General features: G+C 39.8%; 14 protein-coding genes. 7 read left to right on the forward strand and 7 right to left on the reverse strand.

Translation table 11 applies throughout. The features are described 5' to 3' along the window. Positions 1 to 384 precede the first annotated feature (384 nt). The 7 genes from tsaD to ABJH98_RS06245 all read left to right on the forward strand — a co-directional run bounded on the left by tsaD (position 385) and on the right by ABJH98_RS06245 (position 6,732). The gene (gene tsaD, locus ABJH98_RS06215) at positions 385 to 1,389 is read left to right on the forward strand and encodes a tRNA (adenosine(37)-N6)-threonylcarbamoyltransferase complex transferase subunit TsaD (protein WP_348306770.1); all 1,005 of its coding nucleotides are present in this window, start codon (positions 385 to 387) and stop codon (positions 1,387 to 1,389) included. Positions 1,390 to 1,458: 69 nt separating this feature from the next. Beyond that, the gene (smpB, locus tag ABJH98_RS06220; RefSeq protein WP_348306771.1) at positions 1,459 to 1,920 is read left to right on the forward strand and encodes an SsrA-binding protein SmpB; all 462 of its coding nucleotides are present in this window, start codon (positions 1,459 to 1,461) and stop codon (positions 1,918 to 1,920) included. Between the two features lies 1 nt (position 1,921). Then, positions 1,922 to 2,692: an NlpC/P60 family protein gene (locus tag ABJH98_RS06225; protein WP_348306772.1), complete on the forward strand. Its 771-nt coding sequence runs from the start codon at positions 1,922 to 1,924 to the stop codon at positions 2,690 to 2,692. Between the two features lie 89 nt (positions 2,693 to 2,781). Continuing rightward, entirely contained in the window at positions 2,782 to 3,291 is a 510-nt protein-coding gene (locus tag ABJH98_RS06230) for an HNH endonuclease (protein ID WP_348306773.1), read from the forward strand. 96 nt (positions 3,292 to 3,387) lie between these two features. Then, entirely contained in the window at positions 3,388 to 4,602 is a 1,215-nt protein-coding gene (locus tag ABJH98_RS06235) for an oxygenase MpaB family protein (RefSeq protein WP_348306774.1), read from the forward strand. Between the two features lie 18 nt (positions 4,603 to 4,620). Further along, positions 4,621 to 5,298, forward strand: a complete 678-nt coding sequence (locus ABJH98_RS06240) for a hypothetical protein (RefSeq protein WP_348306775.1) — start codon at positions 4,621 to 4,623, stop codon at positions 5,296 to 5,298. Between the two features lie 99 nt (positions 5,299 to 5,397). After that, a complete protein-coding gene (locus ABJH98_RS06245; RefSeq protein ID WP_348306776.1) occupies positions 5,398 to 6,732 on the forward strand; it encodes a HAMP domain-containing sensor histidine kinase in 1,335 nt (444 codons plus the stop codon). On the opposite strand, the gene ABJH98_RS06250 is transcribed toward ABJH98_RS06245, so the two are convergent. From ABJH98_RS06250 to pcaF, 7 genes are all read right to left on the reverse strand, one after another. After that, entirely contained in the window at positions 6,733 to 7,221 is a 489-nt protein-coding gene (locus tag ABJH98_RS06250) for a CAP domain-containing protein (protein WP_348306777.1), read from the reverse strand. 71 nt (positions 7,222 to 7,292) lie between these two features. Beyond that, entirely contained in the window at positions 7,293 to 9,380 is a 2,088-nt protein-coding gene (locus ABJH98_RS06255; RefSeq protein ID WP_348306778.1) for a thiamine pyrophosphate-dependent enzyme, read from the reverse strand. A 64-nt stretch (positions 9,381 to 9,444) separates the two neighbouring features. Then, on the reverse strand, positions 9,445 to 10,203 hold the full coding sequence (locus ABJH98_RS06260; protein WP_348306779.1) for an enoyl-CoA hydratase/isomerase family protein: 759 nt from the start codon (positions 10,201 to 10,203) through the stop codon (positions 9,445 to 9,447). A gap of 120 nt (positions 10,204 to 10,323) precedes the next feature. Beyond that, a complete protein-coding gene (gene paaZ, locus ABJH98_RS06265) occupies positions 10,324 to 12,369 on the reverse strand; it encodes a phenylacetic acid degradation bifunctional protein PaaZ (protein ID WP_348306780.1) in 2,046 nt (681 codons plus the stop codon). Positions 12,370 to 12,452: 83 nt separating this feature from the next. After that, on the reverse strand, positions 12,453 to 13,049 hold the full coding sequence (locus ABJH98_RS06270; RefSeq protein ID WP_348306781.1) for a transferase hexapeptide repeat family protein: 597 nt from the start codon (positions 13,047 to 13,049) through the stop codon (positions 12,453 to 12,455). Between the two features lie 60 nt (positions 13,050 to 13,109). Continuing rightward, on the reverse strand, positions 13,110 to 13,727 hold the full coding sequence (locus ABJH98_RS06275; RefSeq protein ID WP_348306782.1) for a YdeI/OmpD-associated family protein: 618 nt from the start codon (positions 13,725 to 13,727) through the stop codon (positions 13,110 to 13,112). 3 nt (positions 13,728 to 13,730) lie between these two features. Then, positions 13,731 to 14,936 carry a 3-oxoadipyl-CoA thiolase gene (gene pcaF / locus ABJH98_RS06280; protein ID WP_348306783.1) on the reverse strand — a complete coding sequence of 402 codons (1,206 nt, stop codon included), beginning with the start codon at positions 14,934 to 14,936 and terminating at the stop codon, positions 13,731 to 13,733. Positions 14,937 to 14,988: the final 52 nt, after the last annotated feature.

Below are 14,988 nucleotides of genomic sequence, written 5' to 3' on the forward strand. Positions count from 1 at the left end.
CCGTACATTTCTCAGAATCATATGATCAAACCAAGTGAGATTGGCGTGTCCAATTTGAATGTCGAACCCCGTATTCTCCGAAATAAGAAATGATATTTTGTTAAGAAATTTGGTCTGAATCTTTGGGATTTGAAAGGCAGAAAAAGTTAAAATCCCAACAGTTACTATTAACACAGGTAGCCATAAAAACAGCCTGGAAAGCCGACGCCTTAATTTTGAACTTTTTTGAGAATTTTCCTTCATGAAACTACTGCTCCGCAAAAGTAATTTGGATTATTTAAATGATAATCATAGGTAATTACGGAACTTTGAATGATGGTACAAAAAATATGCCCAGTTTTGTACTTTTGAAGTTCCGATTAAGACAATCTAAGTATCGAAAAGGTGAAAAACGTAATTCTGGCTATCGAGTCCTCCTGTGATGAAACATCTGCTTCAATATGTATCGATGGAAAAGTGATGAATAATATCATTGCTACACAAGAGATTCATAGTAAATATGGTGGTGTTGTGCCAGAACTTGCTTCTAGAGCTCATCAACAAGCGATTGGTCCTGTGGTAAAAGAAGCCATGGCTACGGCTGATGTGACTATGTCAGATTTAAATGCCATAGCATTTACTCAAGGACCTGGACTCTTGGGTGCTTTGTTGGTAGGAGGTGCCTTTGCTAAGTCAATGGCACTAGGATTAGGCATTCCACTAATAGGAGTGCACCATATGAAAGCGCATATTTTAGCTCATTTTATTGAAGCACCTAAGCCCAAATTTCCTTTTTTGTGCCTAACGGTTAGTGGGGGACATACTCAAATAGTGAGAGTAAATGATTATTTGCAAATGACGGTATTGGGTCAAACGACTGACGATGCAGTAGGTGAGGCCTTTGATAAATGTGCAAAACTAATGGGTCTTCCTTACCCTGGTGGACCATTGATCGATAAATTAGCTAAAGAGGGTGATGAAAATAGATTTACATTTAATGAAACTTCAATGTCTGGATTGGATTATTCATTTAGTGGAATAAAGACAGGGTTTATGAATTTTCTCAATAGGGAAAAAATGAAAGACCCAGACTTTGTTGAAAAGAATAAAAATGATCTTTGCGCAAGTATTCAGAGGCATTTGATAGACATGCTTCTGGAGAAAGTAGCATTGGCGGTAAAACAAGAAGGTGTAAATCAAGTGGCCATAGCTGGGGGTGTTTCAGCCAATAGTGGTCTGAGAAATAAATTAGAAGAAATGGCAGTTGAGAAAGGCTGGCAGACTTTTATTCCAAGATTCGAATATTGTACAGACAATGCTGGAATGATCGGAATGACCGCATATTACCAGTGGATAGCAGGGGATACGGTGTCACTTACCGCATCTCCAATGCCCAGAATGAAATTTTAATTTTTCAGTACTTTTTTTGAGTGTAGAAAAAAATAATAGATATTATAACTTTAATTTGATAGTGTAACGATGAGTAAGGGAAGGTTTTCTAATCAGGTAAACATTCGAAATAAAAAAGCGAGCTATGAATTTGAGTTCATTGACAAGTATGTAGCTGGTTTGGTTTTGAAGGGAACGGAAATAAAATCTATAAAGGAAGGAAAGGCCAGCTTGCAAGAAGCTTATTGTTACATTTCAAAAGGAGAGATGTTTATAAAAGGTATGCACATCGCAGTGTATGAGCAGGGCACTTTTAATAACCATGAGCCTCTTAGAGAAAGAAAACTATTGTTGAATAGAGTAGAATTGGATAAAATAGAAACTAAGAGCCAAGAAAAGGGCTTGACTATTATTCCACTCAGACTTTATATCAATGAAAAAGGATATGCCAAATTACAATTGGCGCTAGCTAAAGGAAAGAAGATTCACGACAAAAGAGACAGCATCAAAGAGAAAGATGTAAAAAGAGAGCTAGAACGAAATCAATATTAGCATGAATGAAAGTCCAAAGGGTATTTGCCGACTGAGTGTGGTTCCCATGAGAATGGAAGCTAAGTCAGAAGCCAGCCTTGTATCTCAACTCCTGTTTGGCGAGCATTATTCTGTTTTGGCAGAGAAGAACGATATGATAAAAATCCAGCTGTACTTCGATAATTCTGAGGGCTGGATAAGAAAAGATCAACACACAGCTATAAGTGAAGAGTATTTCAAGCAAGTCAACTTATCAGATTATAAGGTCTGTATAGATTTAAGCGGAACTATCTATTTTCAAAAGAAGCATGTACATATTTTATTTGGTAGTGTACTCCCTATAACTACCAATGAACTTTTCAAACTAGAAGAACAGGTCGCCTTCAACGGTGAGTCGAAAAGTTTATCTCAAAAAAGAGAATTTGAATACATGAAGGAGACCATGAAGAAGTATCTGAATGCTCCTTATTTGGCTGGTGGAAAAACGCCATTTGGTGTAGATGCAGGAGGTTTTGTACAGCAGTTATTCAAAATTTGTGGCTATCGACTGCCCCGGACAGTAGATGAACAAAGAAAATCTGGTCAGGAGGTAGTTGATATTAATAGTATCATTCCTGGTGATCTCATTTTCTCAAAGAAACATCAGCATCAGGCTTTTGTATTTTTAGGTGGTGATGAGTATGCCGGCATTATTGGTGGCGAAGTAAAAAAAGTGGGAATGGACAGTCTTGAGGAAAAAGGATTAGAGGCTCGTCGAATTCTGCTCAAAAAATTGACTCCGGAGCAAGCTTAAACCCTATCTGGTCGATTTATTTTTAGATTTAACTTTTAATTGGCTATTTTCATTGGTAATTACAGAAATCTGTAGAGAAACCAAATGCCATGACAGGAAAAGTACTTGTATTGAATCAGGATTACAGTCCGTTGACTGTCTGTACTATTCAGCGTGCTTTTTTGCTTGTTTATTTGAATAAAGCAGAACTCTTAGAAGCAGATAGTGAGCATTCGATTAGAACCGTATCAGCAAGTTATCCATTGCCTGCGGTAATTAAAATCAATAAATATATCCAAGTACCTTATAGAGGTGTCGTGATGACGCGTCAGAATATATTCAAGAGAGATAATGGACTTTGTCAGTATTGTGGTATTGATCGTGACCTCACATTAGATCATCTGATTCCCAGATCCAAAGGAGGAAAATCCAGTTGGAATAACTTGGTGACAGCTTGTAAAGCGTGTAACGCCAAAAAAGGAAACTATACGCTCGAAGAAGCAGGGCTGGTTTTGAAAAAACCTCCATTTAAGCCTTCTTACATTATGTTTTTGAGGAATAACCTTGGGGCTATGAAAAAAGAATGGATGCCTTATCTTAATGCTACAGCTGTTGCTTAGTTGCAATTTCATTATTTCTTCGAGACATTTTATACGCTTGAAAGAGTTTGGTTATATTCACTTTTTTGTATTCAAAGAAATATCCAATCATTCAAAATGAATCAAACCTTTGATAGCTCCAATATCAATGAAAGTATGTTGGCACAGTGTCGTCTACGAACAGACGCAATAGCTGATCGTACCATAGAAAAAATCATTGAGTCAGGATTTGAGCGACAGATAAATCAAGTTTTTTTAACGATTGTGCAAAACCATCGTTTTGATCGTCAAACTTTCATGCCTTTAGGGGAAGAGTTGGGAAGTATATTATTTGAATACTTTGAAACTACTTGCCATTTACCTGATTGGGCAGATTCTGAAATGGTGCTAAAGGGTGAGGAGGTATTTGCTGAATTTGGACCAGAAATTTTTATGCTGCTCAATGTGAGTTCCCTTCCATTGTGCTATACCTGTGCCCATGGAGCACAAGTATTGTATGATACTGGGCGGTTGCTGACGCACAAAGAAAATGTAGATCCACTGGCACGTAGGCTAATGGAGACCGCGCAAATGGTAGTGAATGTGATGTCTCCTCGTGGACTTGCGAAAGGTGGCCAAGGCATCGTGACCATTCAAAAAGTACGATTGATTCATGCTTCGATTCGATATTATTTGAAAAACAGAACAGATGGTCAGACTTGGGATGTTGGAACCTACGGCGAACCTATCAATCAAGAGGATTTAGCTGGAACATTAATGTCTTTTGGGCCAGTAATTCTATCTGGTTTGAAACAGCTAAACGTTGAATTGACGTCTGAAAGAACCAATGCATACATGCATTCATGGAAAGTTGTGGGGTATTTAATGGGTATTGAAGAACAACTGTTGCCTAGTACTTTTGAAGAAGGGTTTGATTTAGCTACCCAAATATTGAAACATCAGGCTTCTCCTTCGGAGGCAGGTGAAGCGCTGGCAAGTTCTTGTATTCAATTTGTGAATCATATCGTGCCTGGAGATACATTTGATGAACTTCCTGGTTTTTTGATGCATAATTTTTTACAAGAATACGCTGAATCGAGTGGGGTAGATTTAGCCAAGTGTATTGGTTTGAATCATGATGCAGGAGTAGCTGAAAGTATGATTTTAAAATTGACAAAACTATTTGTGGGTACTCTTAATTTCTTAGAAAAGGATCATTTTGTCAATCAGATTTCCAAACCATTCAATAAGGTATTACTGGAAGGTATAATCAAATTTTATAATGATGGACAAAGCACGCATTTCCCTATTCCACCATCGCTCAGAAAAAACTGGGGTATAGTCGAAAACTAACTTTAACAAAATCAAAAGATGAAAGGAGAATTAATTGCTGGTTTAGACAAGCAAACAACTAGAGTCATTTTGGCCTCAGCTGGTCTTTTATTGGGGTGGTCTTTCATTAGTTCTATAATGGCATTAGGGCCAGTGACGGCAAGTATTATTACCTATTCACTATATGGCTTTTATTGGTTTTATTCCATCCAATACAACAACCCATTAGTCATGAGGTTATTGATTTTTGGAACAGTTGCAGGAATTTTGGAACTAGTAACTGATCACTATTTGGTTGAAACGATCAATAGTTTGGTTTATCCTACTAAGGAATTAATGATATGGAGTTCTCCTGCTTATATGCCATTTGCTTGGAGCAATGTTTTACTTCAGCTTGGATTTATCGGTGTTTTATTGACCAGAAGGTTTGGCATACTGAAAGCATCAATCATGCTCGGTATAGCTGGTGGAATGTATATTCCTTTATACGAGCATTTGGCCAATAATGCAGGATGGTGGTGGTATAAAAAGAACACACTGATGGTATTGAATGCTCCAGTCTATGTAATTGTATGTGAGGCTTTGATTTCACTTTCTTTGCCAATTTTGATTCAATATGCTGAAAATCATTCCATCAGAAAAACGCTGGTTTTAGGCGTACTTGAAGGTGTTTGGATTTTGATAAGTGCATTTTTAGCATTTTCAGTTGCCGCCTAAGGCAGTTTTGATAAAGAAATTTGTTGAAGGAAGACGGGAACGAATGTTATTTACCGTTATATTAGTAGAAAGGTTGATTTTTTTCATTTAAAGCTATGTATGAAGGTCTCTGCACTGATTGACTTCTTCATCCACCCAGATTATTTCTTGGCTCCGGATAAGCTGAGAAGAGTACGTTTATTTGTTAGGGCTTGTTTGCTAACAAGTCTGTTTTCAAATGCATACGTATGGCTCAGCGTTTATTTTGAGTATGAAAGAGGGGTGCAATTAATGATATTTAATGTAGTTGGCTTTTTGCTCTTACCTCTTTTGAGCAAAACAAAAATACCAATCAATATTTTAGGTAATCTATACGTATTGATTGGAGCAGTTGCAGTTTTTATCCTGACTTATTTTTCTGGAGGAATTTGGTCAGCCATATATCCCTGGATAGTTTCTATACCAGTTTTGGCTATTCTTGTTGTAAATCGAACATCGGGCTTGGCATGGGGTGGGATATCATATATGGCCATGCAGTGGTTTGGAATGGTAGCTTTACAAGGAGAACAGCTCCCAGTCGAGTATAATCCAGAAATGAAAACAGCTTGGTTTGTATCAGTTCTCCCAGGTTTACTGTTAATTATACTGTTCGTCGCCTATGTTTTTGAAAGTATTCAAAGAAAGGCACTGACCGAATTGGAAGAAAAAAATAAAATTCTCAATGACCAAAAAGAAACCATCAGCGTTCAGTCAGCTGATCTGAGAAAGCACATAGAAGAGAAAGAATATATTATTAGAATCCTTGCCCATGATTTGAAAAACCCACTATCAAACATCACAAGTCTGATACATCTGATGGCCACAGAAGAAGACACAGAAATGAGGAATAGGTATGTGGAGATGATAAGCCAGTCATCCGAGAAGTCGCAGCATCTGATTAATAGTGTGTTAGAAATGGAACTTTCCGACCAGAATAATTTGAAGGTTAATTGGGAAGATGTTGATTTGAAAGAGATGCTAAAGGAGATGATTGAAGAAATGGGAATGCGAGCCCATAAAAAGGAGATCGAACTTGTTTTAGAGGACAATTGTATTCAGCATGCCATAGTTAAAGGTGATCGTACTTATTTACCATTGATTTTCGAAAATTTTATTTCCAATGCATTAAAATTTTCTGAGTATAATACTAAAGTGAGAATATTCATTGAGAATCAAGAAGATTGTATACAGGTCAAAGTATCAGATCAAGGGCCAGGTATAAAAGAAGAAGAAAGAGAAAATTTGTTTAAGAAATTCACCAAATTAAGTGCAAGACCAACTGATGGGGAAAGCTCATCTGGTTTAGGGCTTTCACTGGTTAAACGCTATGCAGAACTTTTGCAAGGACGTGTGTGGTACGAAGGTGAATTTGGGGTAGGGTCTACATTCGGAGTAGAGTTTCCAGTTCTGAAGTAATCAATAAGGCTTTTGACCTACAAAATTTCCAGGTGGGTTATAATTACAAATCCAAATAACAGAGCCATCACAGAGAGTTTTGGCACAGCCAATTTCTGTTGTGTTCTTCCAAACAATTTGGGTATAATGGCCGCAGATTTTCCCAGTTTCACACTTGTTCTTTTTGTAGTCATAATTTTGTTTTTCGGCACCCCATGAATCTACCGCATCGCCAACAGTGAAATAACCAACAGTTCCTTTGAATATATTCTCTCCATAGGCATTTTGGCTCGTGCTAAAGTTACATCCCTGTTTTTTTAATTCAATAGCCCAGCTATTGGCTGCTGTCGCCAATTCATCAGAATAGCTGATGTCTCCAATTCCAACTTCTGAGCGCCAATAATTGTGTTTTTCAATCAATAATTTCATCTCTTGATCATTAGCCTTTTGAGCTAAAAGGAGCTGAGAAGAAAAAATCGTAATTATGAACAGTGCAGCAGATTTTTTCATTTTGGTTATTTTAAACCAAGTTACTCAAATCTTACTGCTACATTTATCATTTTAGGATTGAATATTATGGGTTAATCATTCAATATCTGAGCGATCACAGATTCTACCTTCTCCGCTGAAGGTATCATGGCCGCTTCTAATGTCGAATTCAAAGGTATAGCAGGCATGTTTTCAGATCCAATGGTACGAACTGGCCCATCCAAATACTCAAAACAATTTTCTTGAATTCTTGCAGCAATACTTTGTGCGAAAGTATTGTTTACCGGTTCTTCAGTTACCACTAAGCACTTTCCATGCTTTCTTACGGACTGATATATGGTAGCCGTATCCAGTGGATGTATCGTTCGCAAATCTACAATCTCTACTTTTCCTTTGAATTTTTTGGCAGCGTTTAGCGACCAATGCACACCCATGCCGTAAGTAATGATTGTCATGGTTTCACCATTGGCAACAGCTTCTTTATCAGCATTCAGCGCAATTCTAGCTTTTCCAAATGGAATGACATAGTCAGCATCTGGTTCAACTGTTTTCGCCGCATCTGTTCCCCTTACTTTAGACCAATACAAACCTTTGTGTTCAAAAATCACTACAGGATTGGGATCATAATAGGCAGACTTCATCAGACCTTTCATGTCTGCCCCTGTACTTGGGTAGGCAATTTTAATCCCACGGATGTTGGCCACCACTGATTCCACACTAGATGAATGATATGGTCCACCACTGCCATAAGCTCCGATGGGTACTCTAAGAATCATGCTGACGGGATATTTACCATTGGTGAGGTAGCATGAGCGACTCACTTCTGTGAATAACTGATTCAATCCAGGCCAGATGTAGTCGGCAAACTGTACTTCAACGATTGGCTTTAAACCCACCGCTGACATTCCTACCGTACTTCCTACAATGAAGGCCTCTTGAATAGGCGTATTAAACACTCGATCCTTTCCAAATTTTTGAGCAAGGGTAGCTGCCTCACGGAATACCCCGCCGAGTCGATGCCCAACGTCTTGGCCATAGAGTAAGCATTCTTCATGCTTCTCCATCAATTCTTGTACAGCAAACAAGGCACTATCAACCATTACCGCTTTTTCTTTTCCTTTTGGCGTTCGCTCTCCCTTTTCTTCAGTGATGGGAGTTGGCGCATAGTCATGAGTAAATAGATCTTGGGGACTAGGATCTTCTGCTTTTAAGGCTCTGTCATAATGGTCATCGACAAGTAATCTGGCGTCTTCTTCACGATTGTCTAATTCTGATTTTTTGATGCCTATATCTTCCAATTGTTTTCTAAAGAAAGGATAGGGGTCATATTGCATATGTTCCTCTAAATCATCGCGATACCATTCCATTCGTACGCCAGAAGTATGGTGATTAAGTAATGGAACTTTGGCATGTACAAGCACTGGTTTTCTCTCCTTGCGTACATATTGGATGGCTTCTTCTATGGTTTCATAACACTTCAAGAAGTTGGTACCATTTACCTTCATGGCTTTGATACCTGGAAATCCTTTGATGTATGCTGATGCATCTCCTGATCGGATCTCACTGGCATGAGCTGAGATATCCCATTCATTATCTTGTACCAGATAAATAATTGGTAATTGCTTTAATGCCGCCATTTGAAAGGCTTCGGAAACTTCTCCCTCCGTGATGCATGCATCTCCTAAGGAACAGACTACTACGGGAGCCTCATTGTGTTGTTCTCCTATTTTTCTCAATTCCTTGTATTGAATCCCCATGGCTATTCCAGTGGTTGGTATAGCCTGCATGCCAGTCGCCGACGATTGATGAGGAATTTTAGGCTTGTCATCATCCTTCAAACTAGGGTGGGAGTAGTAGGTTCGGCCACCAGAAAATGGATCGTCTTTTTTAGCCATCAATTGAAGCATCAAATCGTAAGGTGTACATCCTATAGCAAGCAATGTGGCGTCGTCACGATAGTAGGCAGACAAATAATCTTGTGGCAATAATTGCATGCCTGTCGCAATTTGAATGGCTTCATGTCCTCTGGATGTCGCATGTACATACTTAGAAACCACTTTAAAAGTTTCCTCATATTTATCAGCCAGTGTTTTAGCTGTAGCCATGAGTTTGTACGCTTTTAGAAGAGTTTGCTTACTAATGTTTGTTAGTTTATTGCTTGCTTTTTTCGTCGTTGCCATTATTGGGTATTTAATGATTTATATCGACCGACTTTCCTTGTTGTATAAGAAAAGACGAAATGATTCAATTACTTGTTTTAAATGTATTGATTGCGTTTCGAGTAAAGTCCGAAAGCACCAGTTTCCCACTCATTCCTGCTCGCTCAGCTAACAGCTCATCCCAGTGCTCAGTTCCTTCCCAGAAAATTTGTTTGAGAAGAAGCATGGCCTGCGGATTTGAAGAAGCTAACTTATCAGCTAACACTTGAATGGCCTCATCCATTTCTTCCACACTTTCATAAATGTCAGTGTATAATCCCTTTGTTTTTGCCCATTCGGCCGTTTGCCACTCTGTAGCATTGATGGACATTTGTGACATGGCTGAAACTCCAATCTTGCGTTCTACAGCAGGACCTACTACAAAGGGGCCAATCCCTATGGCCAACTCACTCAACTTCACTGCCGCAAATTTGGTTGCCATACAATAATCTACGGCACTGGCCAATCCAACTCCTCCGCCCACAGCTTTTCCTTGTACCCGTCCTATAATCAATTTAGGGCATTTTCTTGAGGCATTAATTACCTTCGCAAAACCAGAGAAAAACTCCTTTCCAGTTTCAAAATCCTCTATTGAAATCAATTCATCAAAACTTGCACCAGCACAAAAAGCTCGGTCACCTTCGCTTTTTAGAACAATTACTTTAACGTCTTCGTTCTCACCAGCTTGAGTTATGGTATTGGCCAATAGGTTTAATATTTCACCTGGCAATGAATTGCTTTGTGGGTGAAAAAAGGTGATGGTACCTATGCCGCTTTTAATTTCAATATTAACGCTTCCGTTCATTTGCTTATCTGTTGTTTTTAATTCGTCATCGCCAGGCTTGTCCGGGCGATCTATTGTTCAATCCTCTGCTCTCATCGGCGCAGATACCCCGAATAAATCGGGGTATGGCATAAAGGAACGCTAGGACTGATCCAATTTTCTAATCATCGTTAAAATCGTAGCAATAGCTATGGTCTCTCCAGTTTCGTCATAGACATCCACTAAGAACTTAACTATACCTTTTGCTATATCGTCTTTCTTTTCCTGATCAATTTTTTCCTTTACCGTCAGGCGTACGCCAATGGTAGCACCAGCATAAACAGGCTTGGTGAATCTACACTCTTCTAAGCCATAGTTCAGTAACACAGGTCCTTTCTTAGCCTGAACGAACAATCCTGCTGCAGCAGATAGAATGAAGTAGCCATGTGCGACCCGCTGTTCGAAGATGGTGCCGTCAAGTGAAGTCTCATCAGTGTGCGCGTAAAAGTGATCCCAGCTCACATTGGCAAAGTTGACAATGTCACCTGTGGTCACTGTTCGTTTCGCAGTAATGTATGTCTCACCAATTTCTAGTTCTTCCCAGTGCTTGCTAAATGGATGAGCTACATCTTCTTTGTACGCTCCTCCATATTGATACACATTGGCAATTTCTGTGACAGTTGTTGGATGTCCTTGCACCGCACATCTTTGCATGTAGTGCATGACGCCACGCTTACCACCCATTTCTTCACCGCCTCCAGCTCGTCCAGGGCCACCATGCGTAAGCAGTGGCATCGGTGAACCGTGACCAGTACTTTCTTTTGCAGAGTCCTTGTTTAGGGCCAAAATTCTTCCGTGGTGTGAGGCTGCTTCTAGGACGTAATGTTTGGCGATTTGATGATCTGCTGTCACGATAGACGAACAAAGCGAACCCAATCCTTTCTTCGAGATAGCAATGGCTTCGTCCAAATCTTTGTAAGGAAGAATCGTACTCACTGGACCGAAAGCCTCAACGCTATGAACCTCGTCGCTATTCATAGGGTCTTTATTGAGCAACAGCGTAGGGGAGATGAAAGCTCCCTTAGATTTATCTGCGCCAAGCACTTCAAAGTCTTCATTACTATAAACAACCTCAGAGGATTTTTTAAGTAGGTCAATTTGCTGCTTTACAATGTCTACTTGCGTTTGATTGATCAAAGCACCCATGCGTACGCCTTCTACATCAGGATCACCAATGGTGGTTTTAGCCAAAGCTTTGCCTAAAGCAATTTGAACGTCTTCGACGAGTTTTTCAGGAACGATGATTCTTCTTATCGCAGTACACTTCTGTCCACATTTAACAGTAATTTCTTTTCTGACTTCTTTGATAAATAGATCAAATTCCTCCGTGCCTGGAACTGCATCTATTCCTAGTACTGAAGAGTTTAATGAATCAGCTTCCATGGTAAATGGAATGGAATGTTCAACCAAATTAGGGTGCTGCTTTAGCATCTTTCCAGTTTTGGCCGATCCAGTGAAAGTCACCACATCCTGCATGCCCACATGATCTAAAATCCCTTTGCCTGAGCCTGCAATAAGTTGTAGCGCACCATTTGGTAAAATTTTAGAATCAATAATTTCTTTCACCATCAATTCGGTCAAGAAGCAGGTTTGCTCTGCGGGTTTGACTACCGCTGGCATGCCTGCCAACCAGTTAACAGCTACTTTTTCGAGCATACCCCATATTGGAAAGTTGAAGGCATTGATATGTACTGCCACACCTTCTTTAGGAACCATAATGTGCTGACCAATGAAACTGCCACCTTTGGATAGAGGTGCAGTGTCACCATCAATGTAGTGTGCTTCATTTGGGAATTGCCTTCTTAAGCTCGCATAAGCAAATAAGTTTCCGATACCCCCTTCAATGTCGATCCAAGAATCCACTCTTGTGGCACCTGTAGCCTTACTGAGCTCATAAAACATTTCCTTTTTGCTATGCAAGTGCATGGCTAGGGATTTAAGCATTAATCCTCTTTCCTGAAAGGTCATTTTGCGCAAAGCAGGATTCCCTACATTTCTTCCATAATCCAAAATGTCTTTAAAGTCTAGGCCCTCTATGGAATGGGTGAAAATAGGATCGCCTGTAATGGCATGATGTAGCACTTCGCCGTCGCCAGCTCCGGTGATCCATTGTCCATGGGTGTAGTGTTGTATTTTTTGTGGGTTCATTGTTCGTTATTATTTACGTCATTGCAAACGGAGTGAAGCAATCTTTTCTATTGATGAGATCGCATCGTTCCTCGCGATGACGGTCAAGTTTGTTTGGTGCTTTTCCAAGTTTTAAAATTTACTACTTGTTCAGGTCTATTAGGTTCTTCTTCTGTTAATGGCTCGCAGGAGACTAAAGATTCCATGCAGTCCTTTGGTAATTCTTGATAGAGTTTCGTGCCCTCTGTTTTCCAAGCAATCATTTCATCAGAAACTTCTTTAATGATTTTAGCTGGATTACCAGCGACAAGGCTTCTATTTGGTATTTGCATTTCACCTTTCACAAAAGCCAATGCTCCAATAATACATTCTTTGCCAATCACTGCATTGTCCATCAATACGGCATTCATTCCTACCAATGAGTTTTCACCCACTTCTGCTCCGTGAATGATGGCTCCATGGCCAATATGAGCACCTTTTCTCAGATAGACGGTTGTACCTGGAAACATGTGGATGGTACAATTTTCCTGGACATTACATCCATCTTCTATCACGATCTTACCCCAATCTCCACGAATAGCCGCTGATGGACCAATATAGACATCCTTTCCAATGAATACATTGCCAGTTACGGTCGCTTGTGGATGCACAAATGCACTAGGGTTAATGACAGGTTTTAATCCTTTGAATTCGTAGATCATTTTTTCAGATTCAAGATTCAAGATTCAAGACTGTTTTAGGTCTTGGATCTTGAATCTGTATTAACAATTCATATATTTCCAGTTTCTTACTTTGCCTTCGGCAATCCATTCGATAGCCTGAACCATTCTTTTATCTCTTGTTGCTTCACGTTTGGCTTCAGTTAGCCATTCGATATAGTCTCTACGCTGTGCATCAGTAAAGTTGTCGAATACAGTTTGTGCTGCCTTGTTCTTAGCCAGTGCTTCCTTGAAATAAGAAGGAGTGTCTAATACTTTTTTGGGTAGTTCAACTTTGATATTTTGCTCATTGAGTGTGATAGCTTGCTTCACATAGTCCTGAAGTGCATTTGTATCTACTTCTTGAATCGTATGATAGTGAATCATTCGATTGCCTTTTTCAGCTCCTTCTGCTTCAATAAAAACTTTGTGTGTATCCTTGATCAAAGCACCTTTATAGAAGTTTACTCCCACATGGTTTTTAAACCCAACAAACCAGCAGATCAAACCATCTAAATAAAAACAGGGTGCTCCCCACTTCCAATCTTCAAGAATTCGATCGTCTAAACTGTTTAAAGTCTTTCTAATCAACTCAAGGATGGGACGTTGCTCATCGGATGCTTTGGCTAGGTAAGCATCGATGTTTTTCGTAGCATCTGGATTTACTTTAGGTTTTGCCATGATTTATGCCTTTTCTAAAACTGCAGCGTAACCCTGGCCAACTCCGATGCACATAGTCACGAGCGCATATTTTTTGTTTGTCAAATTCAATTCTAAGGCTGCAGAATAAGCGATTCTTGCTCCTGTCATACCTAATGGATGGCCAATGGCTATTGCACCGCCATTCGGATTTACTCTAAGGTCATTGTCTTCCAATCCCCATTCTCTAGTGCAAGCCAAACTTTGGGCTGCAAAAGCTTCATTCAACTCAATCACGTCCATATCAGCCATGGTTAAACCTGCTTTTTCTAAGGCTTTCTTTGAAGCTTTGACAGGACCAATACCCATGATCCTTGGCTCAACTCCAACCACAGCTGAAGATACAATGCGAGCCATTGGTTTAAGGCTGTGGTTCTTGATTGCATCTTCGGAAGCGACTAAGACCGCAGCAGCACCATCATTTAACCCTGATGCATTTCCTGCTGTTACTGACCCGTCTTTTTTGAATGCTGCTCGAAGGCCGGCTAGGGCTTCAAGTGTTGTATTGCCTTTGATAAACTCGTCGTCTGAAAATACAATGGGATCTTTTTTTCTTTGAGGAATAGAAACTGGTGCAATTTCTTTTGCTAGTCTTCCAGAAGCTTGAGCAGCCGCTGCTTTTTGCTGAGACCAAAAGGCAAAAGCATCTTGATCTTCTCGACTGATATTGAATTTTTCAACCAAATTCTCTGCAGTCATGCCCATGGCATCAGTGCCATATTGTGTATCCATTTTGGGGTTGATGAATCTCCAACCGAAGCTAGAATCATACATTTTCGAGTCTGTGCCAAACGGTTTGGCCGATTTAGCAATGACTAATGGACTTCGAGTCATATGCTCTACACCACCGGAAATAAAGATTTCTCCATCGCCAGTTTTGATGGCACGATTGGCTTGAATGATCGATGAAAGTCCAGAAGAACACAACCGATTGACAGTTTCGCCAGGAACGGAATAGGGGAGCCCAGCCAATAACGCTGCCATACGAGCCACATTTCGATTGTCTTCACCAGCCTGATTGGCACAGCCCAAAATACAATCATCAATGAGTGCAGGGTCTAGTGACTCATTTTTTGCCATCAATTCACGAATAACATGAGCTGCTAAATCGTCTGTTCGAACTGGGCTGAGTGTTCCTCCAAATTGTCCAATTGGAGTTCTGACTCCATCTATGATATAAGCTTCTTTCATTTATAAAGTTTCCTTTCTGGTTCGTTGTTTATTTGCACCAATGTTCAAATCA

The organism is Reichenbachiella sp. (genome assembly GCF_039969095.1).
In the GTDB taxonomy this organism is placed as follows: Bacteria; Bacteroidota; Bacteroidia; order Cytophagales; family Cyclobacteriaceae; genus Reichenbachiella.